Origin of the sequence: Bradyrhizobium manausense (assembly GCF_001440035.1) — a bacterium.
GTDB lineage: Bacteria > Pseudomonadota > Alphaproteobacteria > Rhizobiales > Xanthobacteraceae > Bradyrhizobium > Bradyrhizobium manausense.
Genome location: NZ_LJYG01000041.1, coordinates 72,006 through 92,832, shown reverse-complemented (window position 1 = coordinate 92,832; position 20,827 = coordinate 72,006). Strand labels below are relative to the sequence as shown.

Below are 20,827 nucleotides of genomic sequence, written 5' to 3'. Positions count from 1 at the left end.
GGCGTGGCTCGGCTGGCATTTGATCAAGCCTCGATCGGTGCAATCGGGCCGATCGATTGCAGCGTTCACGCGGGCGAAATCGTTGGACTCGTGGGCTTGCGCGGTGGCGGTCAGGAGACGCTTGGCCGTGCGCTGTTTGGCGTCGAACGTCTTACAGGCGGCGGAATCCAGGTCGATGGCATGCCTGTTGATATCGATTCTCCACGTCGGGCAATGAACCTCGGGATTGGTCTCGTCTGTGCAGACCGCGTCGGAGAATCAATCATTCCGGGACTTTCGGTACGCGAGAACGTGTTCCTTAATTCCCCAGCGGCAGGAGGCAAGCTTTCGACTTGGCTTTCGCCGCGGAACGAGCGTTTTGCCGCCATGCAGCTGGGAGAAACCGTCGATCTTCGACCCAACGACCCGAACCTCGCCATCGAATTGCTTTCCGGCGGAAATCAGCAAAAGGTCGTGGTCGGACGCTGGCTGAATTTAAAATCGAAGATCTACGTCTTCGAGGACCCGACCGCCGGCGTCGACGTCGGCTCGAAGGCGGAGATCTACAGGCTCTTCGACGTCGCGCTCAATGAAGGCGCGGGCATTTTGATCGTTTCAACCGACTTCGAGGAAATCGCGAAGGTCTGCCATCGCGCCCTTGTGTTTAGTCGAGGCCAAGTCGTGCGCGAAGTTCATTCAGAAGATTTGTCAATCAGCAATTTGCTCGCTGCCGCTTCCGCCGGCGTTGAGCGAAATAGCGCCGCAGCAGTAGATGCGGTTCACTGAGCGAGACCCAGGATGCAATCCATAAAGTCGAATGCTCTGGAACCGACGAGGCCAGAACTTGCTTCGTTGTCCCGCGTTCAGGCGGTCTTGCGGTTGCTGCCCGTGTACGGCCTGCCCTTGCTTACGTTGCTGCTCATCGTCTTCTTTTCGTTGCTTCTGCCCGACACGTTTCCGACTTGGCTAAACGCGCGCTCTATCCTCGCGGACAAATCGATCGTCGCGCTGCTTGCACTCGCCGCAACGCTGCCGATGATGGCAGGCCGCATAGATCTCACGGTCGGATTCGGCATAGTGATGTGGCACATCCTGGCCATCAGCTTTCAGGTGAAGTATGGCGTGCCGTGGCCGATAGCGATCCTCCTCGTCATGGCCTGCTCCGGGTTCGTCGGTCTTGTCAACGGCGTGCTTGTCGAAGTCGCGCAGGTCGATGCCTTTGTGGCGACGCTCGGCACGGGCACCATCCTTTATGCGCTCGCGCTCTGGCACACAGAGGGCCGTCAGATCATTGGCACGCTGCCGGCGGATTTTATCGCCATCAACTCGGCTTCGCTCTTCGGCATACCCATCCCTGCATTCTACGTGCTCGGCCTTGCCTTGCTTCTCTGGATCTTCAGCGAGCGCCTGCCGATCGGACGATTTATCTATGCTATCGGCGCCAACGAGAAGGCGGCTGCCCTTAATGGCATCCCCGTCCGGGCTTGTGTGATCGGCGTGTTCGTCACCTCCGGTATCATTACCGGCTTGGCCGGTTGTGTGCTCGGCGCGAAGCTGCGAATCGGTCAGGCCAATGTCGGCCTCGACTTCCTGCTGCCGGCGCTCGTTGGTGCCTTTCTCGGGTCGACAACAATCAAGCCCGGCCGCGTGAACGTTTGGGGCAGCGTGTTCGGCATCCTTATTCTGGCGGTAGGCATCTCGGGCATTCAGTTATTTGGCGGCGCCTTCTTCGTCGAACCGCTGTTCAACGGTACGACGCTGGTCGTCGCCATCGCTCTCGCCGCTTTCGCGCAGCGGCGCCGTACCGTCGTCAGGCCGCCGCGCGATCCACAGCCGGCACCGGTAGAATCAGAATCCGCGAAGGCAGCCAGGGTCGCCTGATGTCTTTGCGCAAACGCCGGCTAAGCCGGCCTGGCGACCTGGAGGCCGCCTGTTAATCCTGGGAGAGAAGCAATGACAACGACCAAAATTATAACGACCAAAGCTATAATGACGCGACTTTTGACTTCGGTAGGGGTGCTGTGGCTAGGCATGGCCCTGGCGCACGCCGACGACGACACGGCGTATATGGAGAAGGCGAAAGCCTTTCTTGAAAATGTTGCCGCGCCTGTGACCAAGTGGGACGGCCCTACCGCGGGTCCGAAAGCGCAGGGCAAGAAGCTGATCGTCATCGTCTCGACCGATCAGCGCAACGGCGGCGCGCAGGGCGCCGGCGATGGTGCGGCGGAGGCAGCCAAGGCGATGGGCTGGGACGTGCGCCAGCTCGACGGCCAAGGCACCGTGCCCGGGCACGCAACAGCGCTGACGCAGGCGATTGCGATGAAGCCTCAAGGCATCCTCAACGTAGGCATCGACAGTAAGGAGCAGCAGCCACTTCTCGAGCAGGCCGCCGCCGCCGGCATTAAGATTGTCGGCTGGCACGCAGGTCCAAACCCGGGCGCGATCGAGGGCATTCCTGCCGTATTCACCAACGTGACGACCGATCCGACCGAGGTCGCCACCTCTGCCGGGCTTGAGGCCGTGGTCAAGTCCGGCGGCCACGCGGGCGTCATCCTGTTCACAGACTCGATTTATGCGATCGCGACTGCCAAGACGAATGCGGAACGAGCGGCCGTCGAAGGCTGCAAGGGCTGCAAGGTACTCGAAGTCGTCGACACTCCGATAGCCGATCTCTCCAACCGGATGGGTCAGCTCACTACCTCACTGCTTTCCAAGTACGGCAAGCAGTGGACTTATTCGATCGCGGTCAACGACCTCTACTACGACTTCTCGGCCCCTGCGTTGCAGGCCGCAGGCGTCGATCCAGCCAACGGCTTCCCGCAGCAGATCTCGGCGGGCGACGGTTCGGTTCCCGCATTCAAGCGCATCCGTGACAAGCAATATCAGATCGCGACCGTGGCGGAGCCGCTCAACTTGCAGGGCTGGATCATGGTCGACGAAATCAATCGCGCCTTCGCTGGCGAGAAGCCCAGCGGGTTTGTTCCTCACGTTCACCTCTTCACCGCTGAGAACGTCGAGAAGGACGGCGGCAAGGATAACAAGTTCGACCCCGGCAACGGCTATCGCGACGAGTACAAGAAGATCTGGGGCGTGAAGTAATCAGGTTACGACAGGAAAAGACAGAAAAGGCGGTCGCGCGCGAATTTGCGGCGGCCGCCGCCGACCTGGACGTTCAGGGCGGCCATTACCCCTTGCTAGAGAGACAACAGATGAGCAGCGATCTTCCTAAGCCCGACCACGCAACCTCCAATTTCAAGCTCGTCGGCTATAGCGACCAGGGCGGTCGATGCGACGGCGTTCAGATCATGGTTCACAAGGGCTTCGCCTACATCGGGCACATCTTCTCCAAGGGCTTCACGGTGGTCGACGTGCGCGACCCCGGAAAGCCGAAGACGGTCAGATACATCGCCGCGCCCCACAACACTTGGACGCTCCACCTCCAGGCGGCCGAGGATAAGCTGCTCGTTATTCACAACAAGGACATGTTCGCGCAGGCCGAACTCGCCGACGAAAAGAACTACTACAAAGGCTCGGTTGGGCACCACGCAAACGAGAAGAATGAGAAGCGCGACTGGTCGGCCGGCATGGCCGTCTATGACATTTCGGCGCCGGGTGACCCCAAGCAGATCGGCTTCATGCCGGTCGACGGCACCGGCCTGCATCGCATCTACTGGACTGGCGGGCGCTGGGCCTATGCTTCCGCGCTGCTTGATGGCTTCACCGACTACATCATGATCGTGATCGACCTCGCCGATCCGACGAAGCCGCAACTCGTCGGCAAGTATTGGCTGCCCGGCATGAACAAGGCGGCCGGTGAAGTCCCGAACTGGCCGACCAAAAGCGGCCGCTTCGGCCTGCATCATCCAATCATCCAGGACGACATTGCGTATTGCAGCTGGCGCGACGCCTGTCTCGCAGTTGTCGACGTGAAGGACAAGGCCAATCCAAAACTCATTACCCACAAGGTGTGGGCTCCACCCTTTGGCGGCGGAACGCATAATGCCCTTCCCCTACGTGATCGTAACCTCCTTGTCGTGGTCGATGAGACGGTGCTCGACAATCAAGAAGACGGGTTCAAGCCGATCTGGATCTTCGACAATCAGGTCAAGTCCAATCCGATAAGCATCTCGACCTTCCCAGCCCCGTCCGACAAGGACTATCTGAAGGTCGGAGGCCATTTCGGCCCGCACAACATCCACGAAAACCGACCCGAATCCTTCTATAGCGAGGAGGTCATCTTCGCGACTTATCAGAACGCCGGCTTGCGCGTGTACGACATCAGGAATCAGTTCCGACCAAAGGAGATCGGCGCCTTCGTGCCGCCGCCGCCCACGAAATGGGTGGACCCGCGCCCCAATAGACCCGTTGTGCTGCACTCGGCCGATGTGTTCGTCGACAAGAACGCGCTCTGCTACGTGACGGACTTCAGCGCCGGTCTCTATATCGTGGAGTACAAGGGCTGATGCCTAGGCGTCTGTGGCTGACATCCCCAACTTAAGGAACATCGTTTCCTGCGTGAATACGATCACGTCGCTGCATCGAGGCGGTTGCGAATCCTGCGAGATTGCAGATAGCGGGTGGCATAGCCAGCTGCAAAGCCAAAGGTGAGAAACAGATGGAGAGTATCTCGAACAAGTTTTCGCTCATGGTCTTGCGCCGCGCGGCCCCCCTATCAGCCAAGCTGAGCCTCGCCACCATCAGCGCCGACCTCAAATCCCCGCATATCCGAAGTTCGGTCGGTGGCCCGTCCGATGTGACAAAGCCACTATTTGTTTCGGGGAAGCTAGTTCATAGTCCTGACGGCAATCTTACAATCGCCGCCTGGAAGATGCGGGCCCAGACCTCGGCATCGGGCCCCCGTACGGACCCTTGACGGCATCATCACCCAATGAGGCGCGCAAGAGCACTTACCTCGAGATGGTGGCTGGCTGCTCTACAGGACCCGCCGTAGCGGGCCCGTTGGTCGAGGGAACGGCCTTGGCTTACTTTTGATCTACATTGCTGGTCCCGGAGCCTGGGGTGCCGATCGGCAAGCCGTTCGCCGCATGGCCGACACCAACGCCTGGCGCGCTGACAGCACCCGGAGTTTGGTCTTGGGGAAGCGTCTTGACCCCCGTCCTTGCCTGCTCGGCGGGGCTCATCTGTTGGCCGTTGACGCCATTCGAGCCGTTTGTTGCTGTAATGCCAGACCGATCAGTGCCGCTTTGCGTGGTTTGACTGGAGCCGGTCGCGGGCGCCGTCCCATTTGGCGTCGGCGGCTGGACATTCGGATTGATGGGGGAGTTGTTGGTGTGCACGCCGGTCGTGGTCGCGCTCGTGCCCATCCCTGATGGTGCTGAGGGACCGCCGTTCGCGCTGGTCGATGTGCCCGTGCCTGCGCCTGAACTAGCGGATGACCCGGCCGCGCCAGCCGCGCCCCCGCCGGCACCGCCCCCTCCGCCTTGTGCGAGGACCGATGTAGCGACGGCGAGAGACAACGCAGCAACAAGAAGAGATGTTCGGTTCATTGACCTTCTCCCGATGTAAAGCAGGTCAACCGCGCGGAAGTAGCGATAGTTCCTGTCCCGATCAGCCACCGTCTTGCTCCCGATGAGGCAGCGCTGCATGGCTAGCTAGCGTTCCCTCCGGCGCACATCATTTCAGGTTCATCTAATCCGGAACCCTGCTCGCGGGGCGAGCTCGGCCAGCGCGATGCTGGGAGATGCGTCTATTGGAGCCCATTTTCGATGTCGCCATCATTTCACGCAAACGCGAGATGACCGGGCCAGGCCGCGCCGTTCCGCTGCAAAGTGATCAATAGCTTAGTTTGCCTCTGTGCCACGTTGAGAGAGCCGATGGCCCGGCTGGCGAAGCGAGCATCCTTGATCGCGACGTAGCCCGGAAAGTGGCAGGAGCTAACTCTCGGATTGACCACCACTCCGCAGCCCGCAACTATCGAATGCACAGCAGACTGGTCAGGCACCGCAAGCTCGTCGAAATTGCCGGCGACATCGAGCCGGTGCAGGGCGGCCGCATCTGTATCGAGTTGGCCAAGGCGCCTGTACAAGCACGAGGTCATGAACGCGGAGTTAAGGGCCGGCACTGGCGGGGAGCGTGGCTGGCTGGATCTGCGCGAGAGCGGGACCTTCGTCCGGCCGACGAAGGCCGCCTCGTGATGAACACGATGCCGTCATTTCGCGTCGTGCAAATCTTGCTCTAGGAGAGCAATCGTCGCTCTGATGCGCTGGATTTCGACTGCCCGCTCCTCTACGCTGTATCGGTCGGCAGGCTCGCCTTCTCGTTCGATGCGAGCAAGACGCTTCCTGTAGGCCGCGCGAAGCTGCTCAAGGTATGCCTGGACACTGATCATCACCGCCGCCGCGATTGCGCTCCGGATAGATCCTTTGGCCATACTATTTTAGCGAGCTACCGATCGAGCCGAACTTGTCGCTCAGGCTTGTGCCGAGACCGTTGATCACCGTGATGATCGCCGGCGCGATGCCGGCTGCGATCAGCCCATACTCAATCGCGGTGGGACCGTTCTCATCCGCAAAAAATCGCTTAATCAAAATCATTTTGGGCACCTCCATGGGTAGGCACGCCACTACAACTTCTATCAATACGCGCTTTCAACATGGTAAATCGATTAGCACGGAGGCGGTTAATGGCTGTTAGCCGATCTTCTCTCCCAGAAGACGCATGCGCCGATTCTCCTCATGCCTCATTTGGAACCGAATCGCGGACTTCCCTTGGTGCGTTGAAATGAGGTGGCTCCGATGTCGCGCGATTTCTCCAGCCCAAGCCATTGGTTGCAACGCGCAGCTCAGACGCGCGCCAAAGCGGAGCGAACACGAGACGCGGCGGCCAGAGCCCGGCTGATCACTATGGCTGAGGAATACGACCGTCTTGCCGAACAGGCCGAGAGGCAACTGACCGATCAATCAGCATCGATTCCAATCAAGACGTGACTTGGCTGCTCGCCAATCACTAGATCCGAATACCCCGCAAGTCAGTCACGCAATTCATAGAAGGCCGCTGAGGGCGTTGCAGGCAGACCTGCCTCACCTATCCAGCGCTAATTGCCGCTATGGACACTCGGCCCCGGCCCCGACGCTCGGCCGTCCTTTCGCTGGCCGAGCAAAGCAGCCGGATGTATGTCCGCTCAATACGCATTGCGGACTCCAGCCATGATCTCCGCTAGGTCGGCGACGGGGCCACAACAGGCGGTCGGCTTTCCTGGGTTCGTGGTCGGCGCCGGATGGCCGGTCTGAGGTAGATCAGATTTTCAGAAGGGAAAGTTAGCTTTCGGCGTGGGATGAAACCGCCGCCAACGTATTCGGGTAGTGCCCGTCCTTGCACTGGAGCACGAGGTTGCAAGGAGAACGTCACAATGGAGCGGCGCAAGCGGGCGTCCGCGCGCCTTCATTGCAATCGCACCGCCGACCCAGAATTTTGTGCAACATACTGTGAACTACTTCACAGCTCTCTCTCGAACACGGCCTAAAGTCTCGGCGTGCGCAATGAAGCGCCGTTTCAGAGGAATTTGGTCATGGATATTGCACATCGTTCAGCACCCATGTCGTCCCTCGCTCGCAGTCACGACGGCTTGATCACCCTTTCATATGTGGTATTTGCTGCCATCGCTCTGGTGGTACTCTACTTTACAATGGGTGCCCCAAGCTTCGATGAGGCTGCACTTGCCGCCATAAACGTGATGCCGTGATGTGTGCCAGCGGCGGACGCGAGCAGCGCGCTCCGAGCCATTGCTCATCGTTAAGATCTATTGCAACAGTAGTCTGGCCGCGACGTTGCTTGGGACTTTCGAGTAGTTCAACCAATCGATCGAGAATAACGCGTTCGTTAATGCAGCATTGAGGCTCAAGATACTCTCCAAGGATGCGCTGCGCATCACCGAGCGCTGTAGAGATACCTCTTCAGAGCCAATACGACGGCAAGCGCTCGCTCGCGTAGCGGCCTCGCCCGAGGCGCTGGCCGTCCTTCGCGGACCGAGTATTCATTGGGACCGATCAGGCACAAGGTGAGAATCGGCTGTTCCCGATTTAACGTTTTCTCGCGACATCAACACTAACGAGCGGTTTACGTTGCTCGGATGGATTACCTTGATACGCTTGCGAGAATTTCAAGAACGCAGCGTGTTCGAGATGATCAGATACTCATCCTACGGCACGACGAATTCTTCAAAACGATTGCCGACGCTCGATTATAACGATTCGCTTCGTGCCGCATATTGCGAGCTGTTAGAGCTACGTCGGCGCGTCAGGGTTGCCGAAGGCGCCGTTGGGACGAAATCCACCGGAACGAACAAGTCTGCCCGACACAGACCGCCGCCAAGTCCGGCAAGAGGCTGAAACACATGCATGAAGCTGTGGGCCTGTGTCTTCGACGATCCGATCGAGCTCAGCGACGGCAGGAGCCGCGCACCCCTGCGTGAGCCGAGCATGTACATTGCGACGCTGCCCGAATGGCCAGCCCTGTCTCATCTGCAAGCAAACGCACTGCGACGCGCCACCGCATCACCTCTGGTTTTCACTCAACCCAGAGCCACCTGGCCGCAAGCTCAGTGACGAAGCCACCCTCCCGCTATGCCGCTCGCATCATCACGCCTTGCAACAGGCAGCGGCAAGACCATCCTGCTTGATAGCGTCAAGTTGGTTACGCGCCCAAGCGCCGGGGTCGTCACGATCGCCGGCCCTTCGTTTCGCTACGGCGCGCCGGCCGGCGCGCCGTAGCGAAACGTTTACAATGGAAATATCCTGCGAAAACCGAAAGCAGCGCGGGACGTCAGTGATCGTCGTTGACGTCCATGCGAGATAAGCCGCCCGTCCGCCCTGCCTCGCATTCAAGCGGTGCGCGCGATGCCGACTAGGCGTCGTAGCCGCAAACGGCAGAGCGCTAAATGCGCCCTGATCGTTAGGTAAGATCGAAATCAGCGCTCCAGGTGCTTTTCCCGGGGTTCTTCCGAAAGATCCAGATTGTCAGGGTTGCCGCGTCAGGAACAACCATGCTGTCCCCCGCGTGTAGCGTGAACTGTCTTATATCACCGACGACAACCCAAATGGCGTGCGCATAAACATCGGGGACGCTAGTTGCGGTGCAGGAAAGGACAGCGGCTTTAGGTACAGCTCGCGTGACCGATTGAGTAACCGACGAGTCCATGTGAAATGTTGCCATGGCGAATGCTCCAAAAAAACCTGGTTGAAATGTCGCAATGTTTCCGTAGATCCCGGCGAGAGTCAAGAACGTCTCAACCTAGACTTGCTCTCTGATGATACGCTGGACATCGACACCGCTCCACCCCACCGCCATAGCTATGCACCCACGTGCGCAAGATTGCCGACCGGCAACTCGGCTCTCATTTGTTTAGGAGCCCCATAGGCCAGCCTGATCAAAACAACCACTATCAATAGCTACGCGAGGAACTCAAAATGTGTTGGTTTTCAAGAGGCTCAGGTCGATACTTCTTTCTGATTTCAATTTCGCCGATTTGTGCGACCGTCGGCGACGCCTTTGCCGCCGGAGGACAGGAGACTTTGTTGCCTCAGAAGCTCGTCGTACCGCCAGATACAATTATAATGCGTGTCCCATGCAATCCCGGGGTCTATACTTACGATGCGCTCGTTAAACCGGCGGCGGGAGAGATCGTAGCAGGAGCTCAGCGGAGTCTTTTCCGCGTTACCAATAGACTCTGATGAGCATGGCAAAACTTTATCTCGTCGCTGGCTGGCTGGTACTTGCTCTCGTTGCGTTTGTGACGCTAGCGCCGATCTACGATCGGCCGACCATCGCGCCTGCTCATATTGAGCATTTTGCCGCATTCTTTGTGCTCGGCCTGATGTTCATGCTTGCCTACCCAAACCGCATTATTCTTGTGTTCCTGGTCGTTGTTGGAAGTGCAGTTACCTTAGAAGCCGCGCAATTGCTAACTCCGGACAGACACGGGCGGCCCCTTGATGCATTGGTCAAGATTATCGGGGCGATCTGTGGGATAGCGTTGATAGCTCTCGCACGGATCATTGCTCGAGCAGCCAGCAGCTCATCCGAAGACTAGGGGCGGAGCCATCAGCGTCCAATGCTTTCATACACGAAGCCCGCTGGCCATATCTTCGGGCCTAAAGATATTGCGGAGGTCGACGACGACGGGCTGGGCCATGGCCGCCTTCAGCCGATCGAGATCGAGGCCGCGGAACTGGGTCCATTCGGTGACGACGACGACCGCATCGGCACCTTGCGCGCAGGAATAGGCATCTTCGCAATAGGTGATGCTGGGCAGCTCGCTCTTCGCCTGCTCCATGCCGACAGGGTCGAACGCCTTCACCTTGGCGCCCATGTCGAGCAGACCGGTGACGAGCGGGATCGACGGCGCATCGCGCATGTCGTCGGTATCGGGCTTGAAGGTCAGGCCGAGCACCGCGATGGTCTTGCCGCGCAAGGAGCCGCCGAGCGCCTGGCTCACCTTGCGCGCCATCGCGCGCTTGCGGTTCTCGTTGACCGCGAGCACGGATTCGACGATGCGCAAATTGACGTCGTAGTCCTGCGCGATCTTGATCAGCGCCTTGGTGTCCTTCGGAAAGCAGGAACCGCCGAAGCCGGGACCGGCGTGCAGGAATTTCGTGCCGATGCGGTTGTCGAGGCCAATGCCGCGGGCAACCTCCTGCACATTGGCGCCGACTTTCTCGGAAAGATCCGCGATCTCGTTGATGAAGGTGATCTTGGTCGCGAGGAAGGCGTTGGCGGCGTATTTGATCATCTCGGCGGTGCGGCGCGCGGTGAACATCAGCGGCGCCTGGTTCAATGACAGCGGTCGGTAAATGTCGCCCATCACCTTGCGGCCGCGCTCGTCGGAGGTGCCGACCACGACGCGATCGGGAAACTTGAAGTCGCGGATCGCGGCGCCCTCACGCAGGAACTCCGGATTGGATGCGACCACGACATCGGCTGACGGATTGGTCTCGCGGATGATGCGCTCGACCTCGTCACCGGTGCCGACAGGCACGGTCGACTTCGTCACCACCACGGTGAAGCCGGAGAGCGACTGCGCGATCTCCTTCGCCGCGGCGTAGACATAGGACAGATCGCGTGGCCGTCGCCGCGGCGCGACGGCGTGCCGACCGCGATGAACACCGCGTCCGCATCCGCAACCGGCTTGGACAGATCGGTGGTGAAATCGAGCCGCTTGGCCTTGACGTTGTTGGCGACCAGCTCGTCCAGGCCCGGCTCATAGATCGGGATCTCGCCGCGATGGAGGCTAGCGATCTTCTTCTCGTCCTTGTCGACACAGGTGACGTCGTGACCGAAATCCGCAAAGCAGGCTCCAGACACCAGTCCGACATAGCCCGTTCCAATCATCGCGATGCGCATGAAAATCCCTGCTTTGGCTTGGTTAACGAAACCCCTGATACGGGGCGGTTTAGCATTTTTCCGGCAGAAGAAAACCATCCGGCGCGAAATCAGGCATGCGAATTGTACAGGTAAAGAAATCCTAAGCCACAAGGCGGCAAACTGCCCCACGCCCGCACAGAGCCGGGCGGAATACGCCTCGAAAAGGGACACCATGGCATCACCAGGGACATCAGCCGCGATCGGGGGACCGAAAGCCCCGGACGCCGCGCGTGTCGACTGGGTCGATTACGCCAAGGGCATATGCATCATCATGGTCGTGATGATGCATTCGGTGCTGGGGGTCGAGCTCGCCGCCGGCGAACCGGGGTTCATGCATCTGCTCGTGGCCTTCGCAAAGCCGTTCCGGATGCCGGACTTCTTCCTGATTTCGGGCCTGTTCCTGCCGCTGGTGATCGATCGGGACTGGCGAACCTATCTCGATCGCAAGGCGGTGCATTTCGCCTATTTTTATGTCGTCTGGGTGACAATCCAGTTCGGCTTCAAGGCGCCTGCCTTCGCGGCCGAAACCGGCTGGCGCGACGTTGGCCTGCTGTACCTGGAATCTTTCATCGAGCCCTTCGGCACGCTCTGGTTCATCTATCTGCTGCCGGTGTTCTTCATCGTCACAAAGCTGACACGCAGATGGCCGCCGCTCGCGATCTGGCTGATCGCGGCCGCGCTGGAGACGGCCCGCATCACGACAGGCTGGACCGCGATCGACGAATTCTGCGCGCGCTTCGTCTACTTCTATTCCGGCTATCTATTCGCGCCTTATGTGTTCGCACTGGCGGACCGCGCACGAAGCCGCCCCACGCTTGCACTCGCGGCGCTCACGACCTGGGCGCTGGTCAATGCCGGCCTCGTCGCATCAGGCGCCGGCGAGTGGAGGATCGTCTCGCTCCTGCTCGGCTTCGCCGGCGCAGGGGCGATCATCACATCAGGCACGCTGCTGGCGCGCGCTGGATGGTGCAATTTCCTGCGCTTCTGCGGCGAGCATTCGATCGTGATCTATCTCGCCTTCTTCCTGCCGATGGCGGCAACGCGAACGCTACTGCTGCACACATCAGTCATTTCCGATATCGGCGCGATGTCGCTGATCGTGACCATTGTCGGCGTGCTCGGATCGCTCGCGATCTGGCAGGCCGCCTTGCTGCTCCACGCCGACTTCCTGTTCGAACGGCCCGACGCGTTCTGGATCGCGCCGAAGAAGCCCGGGCCGGTGTTGCAAGCGGCGGAGTAGACCGTTCTAGAGCGCGATGAGACCAAGATGAATCGTCATCGCGCTTTAGGTTATTGTTTGAGCATGATCTTTTCGGAAAACCGCTTCGCACTTTTCCGGATCATGCTTTAGGGGCGCAGATACAAAGCTCCCGTCGTCCGCCCGGCTTCGAGGTCGGCCTGAGCCCGCGCCGCGTCCCGCAGGCTGTAGGCTGTGCCGCTGACCTGCAGCACGCCGTCGGTCATGGCGGCGAGCACCCGCGCGGCAGAACGGTGATACGCATCGGCATCGCTCATGTGGGCCATGACGCTCGGCCGCGCCAGCATCAGGCTGCGCCGCGGCCCGAGATCGTGAACATCGATTGATGGGATCGGCCCGGCCGACTGGCCAATGCTTGCGACGACGCCGAACGGTCGCACGCAGCCCAGCGTCTTCTGCAACGTCGTCGCGCCGACGCCGTCATAGGCGACATCGACGCCGCGACCGGCGGTGACATCGGCGACGGCTGCGGCAAAATCGGCATCCCGCCCAATGATCACATGCGACGCACCGGCAGCACGGGCGATCTCGGCCTTATCAGGTGATCCGACGGTCCCGATCACGGTCGCCCCTGTTACGCTGGCCCAGCGCGTCAGGAGCTGCCCGAGTCCTCCTGCCGCGCTATGGACGAGAATCGTCGTGCCAGGGCCAACCGGGAAAACACGATTGAGCAGCATGTCGGCCGTGATGCCCTTGACGAACACTGCCGCGACCGCCTCGTCCGGAATGCCGGCGGGAAGCTTGACGCAGCGCCAGGCTGGCAAATTGCGCTCGGACGCATAGGCGCCGACGGGAGTGCCCGCATAGGCGATGCGGTCGCCGATTTCGAGGCCGCTCACCTCCGGACCCAGCGCCGCAATAACGCCCACCGCCTCGACGCCGGGAATGCGCTGGGGTGGAAGCGCGTAGAGACCCATGCGCTGATAAATATCGATGGTATTCACGCCGATCGCGCTCTGCTGCAACCGGATTTCGCCGCGGCCTGGCGGCGGCAAATCAGCGCTCGCCAGCTCGAGCTGGTCTGCGCCGCCCGGACTCTTCAATCTCACGATGACGGCCATATCGGGGTCCTCCTGTCGATGACGAAGGACTATGGAATGACGCAAAAATCTGCGAAACTGCTCAAGATTGAGATCTTGTTGTGAGAATTCGCACAAATGGACTGGACCGACCTGCAGCATTTCCTGGCGCTCGCACGCGAGGGCACCCTGTCCGCCGCGGCGAGGAGCCTCAATGTCGACCACGTCACCGTGGCGCGCCGCGTCGCCGCCCTGGAAGCATCCTTATCGCTCAGGCTCGTCGACCGCAGGCCGCGCAGCTACGAGCTCACCGAGGACGGCAAGCGCATCGCCAAGATCGCAGCGCCGATGACGGACACGGCATTTGCGGTGGAGCGCGCCGTGCAGGCCTCGAAATCCGGTATCGGCGGCGATATCACGATCAGCGCGCCACCTTCGCTCGCCAACGTCCTGATCGCGCCGAAGCTGATCCGGCTGCGACAGCAGCATCCCGGTATCAGGATCAAGCTGATCGGCGAGAAGCGCACGGCCTCGCTCAACCGTCGCGAAGCGGATCTGGCGCTTCGGCTGTCGCGTCCGTCGGAGCCCGGGCTGATTGCACGCAAGATCGGCTATTTCGAGTTCGCCCTCTACGGCTCGCCCGACTATTTGAAGACGACGCCACCGCATGCTTTCGCATTCATCGCCTACGATTCCAGCATGGATGATGTTCCGCAACAACGATGGATGATGCGCTTCGCCGCCTCACGCGAGATCGTGCTTCGCAGCAACGACCTGGAGAACCAGGCGGCGGCCGCGCGGACGGGAATGGGGCTCGCAGCTCTGCCAAAATTCCTCGGCGAGGCCGATCCACGGCTGGAGCGCCATGATATCGGCGGACGTCCCGTCGGGCGCGAGGTCTGGCTGGTCGTCCATCGCGACCTGCGCCGCACGCCCACGGTGCGCATTGTTGCAGGTTTCATCGAGGACTGCCTGGCCTGATGCCGCGATTTGCTGTGCGAGTCGGCAAAATAGCGATCCCCCGAGGCTGTCTTTTGCCGCAAAAATTCATACATTGCGGCCATGCCCAAGAGCTCCCAAAAGACATCCCCGAAAACCTCAGCCAAAGCCGACACCATGCCCGCTGCGGCGACAGCTGCTGCCAAACCGGTCGCAGCCAAGGCGGCCGGCAAAGGCGACCATATCTTCCTGGTCGACGGTTCCGGCTACATCTTTCGCGCCTATCACGCGCTGCCGCCGCTGAACCGCAAGTCCGACGGCTTGCAGGTCAATGCCGTGCTCGGCTTCTGCAACATGCTGTGGAAGCTGCTCCGCGAGATGCCCGAGAACAACCGGCCGACGCATCTGGCGATCGTGTTCGACAAGTCGGAAATTACCTTCCGCAACAAGATCTATCCCGACTACAAGACGCACCGGCCGCCGGCGCCTGACGATCTGATCCCGCAATTCGCCCTGATCCGCGAGGCGGTGCGCGCCTTCGATCTCCCCTGTCTGGAACAAACCGGCTTCGAGGCTGACGACCTGATCGCCACCTATGCGCGGCAGGCGAGCGAACGCGGAGCCACCACGACCATCGTGTCCTCGGACAAGGATCTGATGCAGCTCGTGGATGACAAGGTCACGATGTACGACACCATGAAGGATCGCCGCATCGGCATCCCTGAGGTGATCGAGAAATTTGGCGTGCCGCCGGAGAAGGTCGTCGAGGTGCAGGCCCTGGCCGGCGATTCCACCGACAACGTACCCGGCGTGCCCGGCATCGGCATCAAGACCGCGGCGCAGCTGATCGTCGAATATGGCGACCTCGAACAGCTCCTGTTCCGCGCCACCGAGATCAAGCAGCCGAAGCGCCGCGAAGCCTTGCTTGAAAACGCCGAGAAGGCGCGGATCTCGCGGCAGCTCGTCCTGCTCGATGACAAGGTTGATCTCGAAGTGCCGCTCGACGACCTCGCGGTCCACGAGCCAGACGCGCGCAAGCTGATCGCTTTCCTGAAGGCGATGGAATTTTCGACGCTGACACGCCGTGTCGCCGATTATGCGCAGATCGATCCTTCCAATGTCGATGCCGATCCCGGCTATGCCAGCGGCGCCAGCGTATTCACGACGCTGCCGCCCTCCGACGTCGTGCCCTCGCCGGGAACAGGCACGCCGGCACAGGCGCGGCCGGGCCAGCGCAACGCATCGGCCGGCAAGGAGGACAAGGCCGCGAGCCCGAAGGGCGCGCCGATCTCGCTCGCCGCTGCGCGCGAGGAGGCGCTGCGCAGGCTTCCGGTTGACCGGGCCAAATACGAAAACATCAAGTCGCTGAAAGAGCTCAGCGCCTTCATCGCACGCATCCATGATGCCGGCCAGGTCGCGATCGAGATCAAGGCCAACTCGATCGATCCCATGCAGGCCGATCTCTGCGGCGTGGCGCTGGCGCTGGCGCCGAACGAGGCCTGCTATGTGCCGCTGGCCCACAAGCAGTCCGGTGGCGGCGCCGGCCTGTTCGACGCCGGCCTCGCACCGGATCAGGTCAAGCACGCCGATGCAATCGAAGCGCTGCGGCCGGTGCTGGAATCACCCGGCATCCTCAAGATCGGCTTCGACGTCAAATTCGCTGCCGTGATGCTGGCGCAGCACGGCATCACCTTGCGCAACACCGATGATGCGCAGTTGATCTCCTATGTTCTCGATGCCGGCCGCGGCTCTCACGCGCTGGAGCAGCTGTCCGAGCGCTGGTTCGGCCATGCCATGCTGAAAGAGGGCGAGCTGCTCGGCAGCGGCAAGAGCAAGATCACCTTCGACCAGGTGCCGATCGACAAGGCCGCGCCGCTGTCGGCAGAGGGCGCCGATATCGCCTTGCGCATCTGGCGCGTGCTGAAGCCGCGCCTCGTCGCAGAACACATGTCTACGGTCTACGAGACGCTGGAGCGGCCGCTGGTGTCGGTGCTCGCGCGCATGGAGCGGCGCGGCATCTCGATCGACCGCCAGGTACTGTCGCGGCTGTCAGGCGACTTTGCTCAGACCGCCGCGCGGGTCGAGGCCGAGATCCAGCAGATCGCCGGCGAGCCCGTCAATGTCGGCAGCCCCAAGCAGATCGGCGACATCCTGTTCGGCAAGATGGGACTGCCAGGCGGTACCAAGACCAAAACCGGCGCGTGGTCGACCACGGCGCAGGTGCTCGACGAGCTCGCCGAGCAGGGCCATGATTTTCCGCGGAAGATTTTGGAGTGGCGCCAGGTCTCGAAGCTGAAATCGACCTACACCGACGCGCTGCCGACCTATGTCAATCCGCAGACCCATCGCGTGCACACGACCTACGCGCTGGCCGCGACCACCACGGGCCGGTTGTCGTCGAACGAGCCGAACCTGCAGAACATCCCTGTTCGTACCGAGGACGGCCGAAAAATTCGCCGCGCCTTCATCGCGACGCCGGGGCATAAGCTCGTTTCCGCGGACTATTCGCAGATCGAGCTGCGGCTGCTGGCCGAGATCGCCGACATTCCCGTGCTGAAGCAGGCATTCAAGGACGGCCTCGACATTCACGCGATGACGGCATCGGAAATGTTCGGCGTTCCGATCAAGGGCATGCCGAGCGAGATCCGCCGCCGCGCCAAGGCGATCAATTTCGGCATCATCTACGGCATTTCGGCGTTCGGGCTCGCCAACCAGCTCGGCATCGCCCGCGAGGAAGCCTCGGCCTACATCAAGAAATACTTCGAGCGCTTCCCCGGAATCCGCGCCTATATGGACGAGACGCGCGACTTCTGCCGGAGCCACGGCTACGTCACCACGCTGTTCGGCCGCAAGTGCCACTACCCCGACATCAAGGCGTCGAACGCCTCGGTGCGCGCCTTCAACGAGCGCGCGGCGATCAACGCGCGGCTTCAAGGCACCGCCGCCGACATCATTCGCCGCGCCATGACGCGGGTGGAGGATGCGCTGGCCGAGAAGAAGCTATCGGCCCGGATGCTGCTGCAAGTGCATGATGAGTTGATCTTCGAGGTGCCGGACGCGGAGGTCGAGAAGACGCTTCCCGTCGTGCAGCACGTGATGCAGGACGCGCCGTTCCCGGCCGTGCTGCTGTCCGTGCCGCTGCATGTGGATGCGCGGGCGGCGAATAATTGGGACGAGGCGCACTGAGCCATTTTCTTCACCTGTCCCCGCCTGCGCACCGCTGATGTCACACACGCGGTGTCGGGGGCGAGATGCGCAAAGCGATTGTCCTCCGAGCAATATCGCGATGGCCCCGCGGAGCCGCGCCCATTAGAACCGCTGCATCTCCCGCACCGGTTCATCCATGCCCATACATCCGCCCTGCTCGGCTTCGCCCTCGTCTGCTTCGGTCTCGTGCTCACGCCCGGGCCGAACATGATCTATCTGATCTCGCGCTCGATTACGCAAGGCCCGGCGGCGGGCATCGTCTCGCTCGGCGGCGTCGCACTGGGCTTCGTGTTCTACATGCTGTGCGCGGCGTTCGGCATCACGGCGCTGCTGCTCGCGATCCCCTTCGCCTACGACGCGCTGCGCTTTGCCGGCGCCGGCTACATGCTGTGGCTGGCCTGGCAGGCGGTGAAGCCGGGCGGCCGCTCGCCGTTCCAGGTGAAGAAGCTCGCGATCGACAGCCCGCCCAAATTGTTCACGATGGGGCTCGTCACCAACCTGCTCAATCCGAAGATCGCGATGCTGTATCTGGCATTGCTGCCGCAGTTCATCGATCCCATGGCCGGCAGCGTGCTGATGCAGTCGGTGGTGCTGGGCGCGATCCAGATCGCGATCAGCGTCAGCGTCAACGCGATGATCGCGCTCGCCGCCGGATCGATCGCCCTGTTCCTGGCGAGCCGGCCGAGCTGGATGCTGGTGCAGCGCTGGCTGATGGGGACCGTGCTGGCCGGCCTTGCGGTGCGGATGGCCGTGGAAGCGAAGAAGGTGTGATTTTCACCTCTCCCCGTAAGCACGGGGCGAGGCAAAAGAAGCCTCAATCGAGCTTCGCGTCCATGCCGCGCTTCACCGCCGGACGCGCCATCAGCGCCTCGTACCAGCGCTTGACGTTGGGGAAGTCGGCCAGATCCACCTTGTGGCGGGGATGGCGCCAGGCCCATCCGAGGATGGCGAAATCGGCGACCGAGAGGTCGCCGGCGACGAACTCGCGGCCGTCCAGGCGACGGTCGAGCACGCCGTAGAGCCGTCGCGTTTCCGCCATGTAGCGCTTCAGGCCGTAGGCGCGGTCCTGCTCGTTCTCCAGTGCAATGAAATGATGCACCTGGCCGGGCATCGGGCCGAATCCGCCCATCTGCCACATCAGCCATTCATAGACCGGAATGCGCTCACCCAGCGATTTCGGCAGGAATTTGCCGGTCTTCTCGCCGAGATAGAGCAGGATCGCGCCTGATTCAAAGATGCTGACGGGCCTGCCATCCGGCCCCTCCGGGTCCAGGATCGCCGGGATCTTGTTGTTCGGGGACAGTTTGAGGAACCCGGGCGCCATCTGCTCGCCCTTGGTGATGTTCACCGGAACCACCTTGTAGGGGAGCCCCATTTCCTCCAGCGCAACCGAGATCTTGCGGCCATTCGGCGTGTTCCAGGTGTGCAGCTCGATGGTCATTTGCCCGTTTCCTTGCCCAATTTTCTTGCCCGTTTTCTTGCCCGCATGTCCGGCATCCACCTACTCCAGGAAGCTGCACCCCCACAACCGACAGAGCGGGATGGCCGATCCCTGTTGACGGTGGACACCCCCACTGGAATGTCGTCGCGGTCGCGGATAAATTCCGCCTCCTCTCAAAATGCTGTTCGAGGGACCGCCGTGTCGAAATCTGCCTCCCGCGCCCGCCTGTTCGAAATCATCCGCCGCCGCTCCTTCGGCCGCGGCGAGGTGACGCTCGCGTCGGGCCGCAAGAGCGATTTCTACTTCAACCTGAAGCCGACCATGCTCGACCCCGAGGGCGCGACGCTGCTCGCCGAGCTCACCTATGAGACGCTGAAGGACGATAATCTCGATTTCATCGGTGGGCTCGAGATGGGCGCGGTGCCGCTCGCCGGTGCGCTGGCGCAGATCTCCTGGATCAAGGGCCATCCGATCGCGGCGTTCTTCGTGCGCAAGAAGCCGAAGGAGCATGGCGCCAGGCTCGCGATCGAAGGTCTGCCCAAGGGCGAGACGCTTGCCGGCAAGCGCGTCGTGATCGTCGAGGACGTCACCACGACAGGTGGCTCGGCAATGAAAGCCGTGGAATCCGTGCGCGAGACCGGCGCCGAAGTGGTGCTGGTGCTGACCATGGTCGACCGCGAGGAAGGCGCCACCGATACGTTCGGCGCGGCCGGCCTGCCGTTCCGCTCGCTGTACAAGGCGTCGGAATTCCTGAAGGCTTGACGGCGCTGCGCCCCCTTCAACCGCTCATTTACCAGTCCGCCTTATGGTGAATCATGTGCTGAGACCCGATGGTCGCGGCCGGTTCGGTAGCGTCGGTGGAGTAAGCGTTGCGTACAATCGTGTCCCATGCGCGCCTGCGGCGTCGCGCGATGCTTGTGGCCGCCATTCTCGCAAGCCCGCTGCTGGCGACCCCGGCTCCGGTTTCGGCAGAGGGCCTGTTCGACTTCTTCTTCGGCGGAATGCAGCAGCGGCCTCAGCGCGACGTGCCGCAGCAGGCGAGCCCCTTTGTTGATCCCTTCGCCAGTCAGCAGAACCAAGGCCAGCCCCAATATGTGCCGCCGACGCGCACGGCTGCTGCCGGCGGCTCCGGCCCTGCGTTCTGCGTGCGCAGCTGCGACGGCAAATATTTTCCGCTGATGCGCGGCCTCGCTTCGCCGGCGCAGATGTGTCAGGCCTTCTGTCCTGCCAGCGCGACAAAGGTGTATTTCGGCTCCTCGATCGACAGCGCTTATTCGCAGACCGGCGAGCGCTATGCCGACAGCGAGAACGCGTTCGCCTATCGCAAGGCGCTGCGCGCCGACTGCACCTGCAATGGCCGCGAGCCGGCCGGACTCGCCCCCGTCGATCTGGCCCTCGACGCTTCGCTGAAGGCCGGCGATGTCATCGCCACCAGCGACGGCCTCGTTGCCTATACCGGCGTCCGCCTCGGCCAGGAACAGACCGCGGAGTTCACCCCGGTTGCGTCCTATCCCGGCCTCACCGCCCAGGTCCGGGCCCTGCTCGGCGAGATGAAGGTGGCCCCGGTGCGCGCGGAGACAGTGGCGGCCGATGACCCGGCCGCCC

16 protein-coding genes and 2 pseudogenes are annotated in these 20,827 nt (G+C 61.7%); 13 read left to right on the top strand and 5 right to left on the bottom strand.

Features of this window, described 5'->3' with window-relative positions; genetic code table 11:
- The 4 genes from AOQ71_RS08800 to AOQ71_RS08785 all read left to right on the top strand — a co-directional run.
- On the top strand, positions 1 to 765 hold a 765-nt coding region (locus AOQ71_RS08800), incomplete at its 5' end, for an ATP-binding cassette domain-containing protein (RefSeq protein ID WP_157083437.1).
- Between the two features lie 12 nt (positions 766 to 777).
- Positions 778 to 1,860 carry an ABC transporter permease gene (locus AOQ71_RS08795; protein ID WP_057741267.1) on the top strand — a complete coding sequence of 361 codons (1,083 nt, stop codon included), beginning with the start codon at positions 778 to 780 and terminating at the stop codon, positions 1,858 to 1,860.
- 90 nt (positions 1,861 to 1,950) lie between these two features.
- Positions 1,951 to 3,078 (top strand): substrate-binding domain-containing protein, encoded by a 1,128-nt coding sequence (locus AOQ71_RS08790; protein ID WP_430648601.1) that lies wholly within the window; start codon positions 1,951 to 1,953, stop codon positions 3,076 to 3,078.
- A gap of 110 nt (positions 3,079 to 3,188) precedes the next feature.
- Positions 3,189 to 4,442 (top strand): LVIVD repeat-containing protein, encoded by a 1,254-nt coding sequence (locus AOQ71_RS08785; RefSeq protein WP_057741272.1) that lies wholly within the window; start codon positions 3,189 to 3,191, stop codon positions 4,440 to 4,442.
- A gap of 1,277 nt (positions 4,443 to 5,719) precedes the next feature.
- On the opposite strand, the gene AOQ71_RS08775 is transcribed toward AOQ71_RS08785, so the two are convergent.
- Positions 5,720 to 6,025: a hypothetical protein gene (locus AOQ71_RS08775; protein ID WP_157083338.1), complete on the bottom strand. Its 306-nt coding sequence runs from the start codon at positions 6,023 to 6,025 to the stop codon at positions 5,720 to 5,722.
- A 346-nt stretch (positions 6,026 to 6,371) separates the two neighbouring features.
- Entirely contained in the window at positions 6,372 to 6,533 is a 162-nt protein-coding gene (locus tag AOQ71_RS08765; protein WP_057741287.1) for a Flp family type IVb pilin, read from the bottom strand.
- Between the two features lie 201 nt (positions 6,534 to 6,734).
- On the opposite strand from AOQ71_RS08765, the gene AOQ71_RS44930 reads away from it, so the two are divergent.
- The 3 genes from AOQ71_RS44930 (at position 6,735) to AOQ71_RS08750 (ending at position 10,027) form a co-directional block, all read left to right on the top strand.
- Positions 6,735 to 6,926, top strand: coding sequence for a hypothetical protein (locus AOQ71_RS44930; RefSeq protein WP_157083339.1), 192 nt, complete (start codon positions 6,735 to 6,737; stop codon positions 6,924 to 6,926).
- A 581-nt stretch (positions 6,927 to 7,507) separates the two neighbouring features.
- Positions 7,508 to 7,681, top strand: a complete 174-nt coding sequence (locus AOQ71_RS44925; protein ID WP_157083340.1) for a hypothetical protein — start codon at positions 7,508 to 7,510, stop codon at positions 7,679 to 7,681.
- A gap of 1,986 nt (positions 7,682 to 9,667) precedes the next feature.
- Complete coding sequence (locus AOQ71_RS08750) at positions 9,668 to 10,027, top strand: VanZ family protein (protein ID WP_083513878.1); 360 nt, start codon at positions 9,668 to 9,670, stop codon at positions 10,025 to 10,027.
- 11 nt (positions 10,028 to 10,038) lie between these two features.
- On the opposite strand, the pseudogene AOQ71_RS08745 reads toward AOQ71_RS08750, so the two are convergent.
- Positions 10,039 to 11,337, bottom strand: a pseudogene (locus AOQ71_RS08745) (UDP-glucose dehydrogenase family protein).
- 193 nt (positions 11,338 to 11,530) lie between these two features.
- Here AOQ71_RS08745 and AOQ71_RS08740 point away from each other — a divergent pair.
- On the top strand, positions 11,531 to 12,598 hold the full coding sequence (locus AOQ71_RS08740; RefSeq protein WP_057744537.1) for an acyltransferase family protein: 1,068 nt from the start codon (positions 11,531 to 11,533) through the stop codon (positions 12,596 to 12,598).
- Between the two features lie 107 nt (positions 12,599 to 12,705).
- Here the strand turns inward: AOQ71_RS08740 and AOQ71_RS08735 are convergent, their stop codons facing one another.
- Positions 12,706 to 13,677: a quinone oxidoreductase family protein gene (locus AOQ71_RS08735; protein WP_057744534.1), complete on the bottom strand. Its 972-nt coding sequence runs from the start codon at positions 13,675 to 13,677 to the stop codon at positions 12,706 to 12,708.
- A 96-nt stretch (positions 13,678 to 13,773) separates the two neighbouring features.
- Here AOQ71_RS08735 and AOQ71_RS08730 point away from each other — a divergent pair, with 96 nt between their 5' ends.
- From AOQ71_RS08730 to AOQ71_RS08720, 3 genes are all read left to right on the top strand, one after another.
- On the top strand, positions 13,774 to 14,616 hold the full coding sequence (locus tag AOQ71_RS08730) for a LysR family transcriptional regulator (RefSeq protein ID WP_057744531.1): 843 nt from the start codon (positions 13,774 to 13,776) through the stop codon (positions 14,614 to 14,616).
- Between the two features lie 81 nt (positions 14,617 to 14,697).
- Positions 14,698 to 17,760: a DNA polymerase I gene (polA, locus tag AOQ71_RS08725; protein ID WP_057744528.1), complete on the top strand. Its 3,063-nt coding sequence runs from the start codon at positions 14,698 to 14,700 to the stop codon at positions 17,758 to 17,760.
- Positions 17,761 to 17,913: 153 nt separating this feature from the next.
- A complete protein-coding gene (locus tag AOQ71_RS08720) occupies positions 17,914 to 18,552 on the top strand; it encodes a LysE family translocator (RefSeq protein ID WP_057744579.1) in 639 nt (212 codons plus the stop codon).
- Positions 18,553 to 18,595: 43 nt separating this feature from the next.
- Here AOQ71_RS08720 and AOQ71_RS08715 read toward each other — a convergent pair whose 3' ends face one another.
- Positions 18,596 to 19,222 (bottom strand): glutathione S-transferase family protein, encoded by a 627-nt coding sequence (locus AOQ71_RS08715; protein ID WP_057744525.1) that lies wholly within the window; start codon positions 19,220 to 19,222, stop codon positions 18,596 to 18,598.
- 198 nt (positions 19,223 to 19,420) lie between these two features.
- Here AOQ71_RS08715 and pyrE point away from each other — a divergent pair, with 198 nt between their 5' ends.
- Together pyrE and AOQ71_RS08705 are read left to right on the top strand one after the other, a co-directional pair.
- The gene (gene pyrE, locus AOQ71_RS08710) at positions 19,421 to 19,984 is read left to right on the top strand and encodes an orotate phosphoribosyltransferase (protein ID WP_057744523.1); all 564 of its coding nucleotides are present in this window, start codon (positions 19,421 to 19,423) and stop codon (positions 19,982 to 19,984) included.
- 119 nt (positions 19,985 to 20,103) lie between these two features.
- Positions 20,104 to 20,826: pseudogene (locus AOQ71_RS08705) on the top strand (DUF2865 domain-containing protein); the annotation flags it as partial.
- Position 20,827 lies beyond the last annotated feature (1 nt).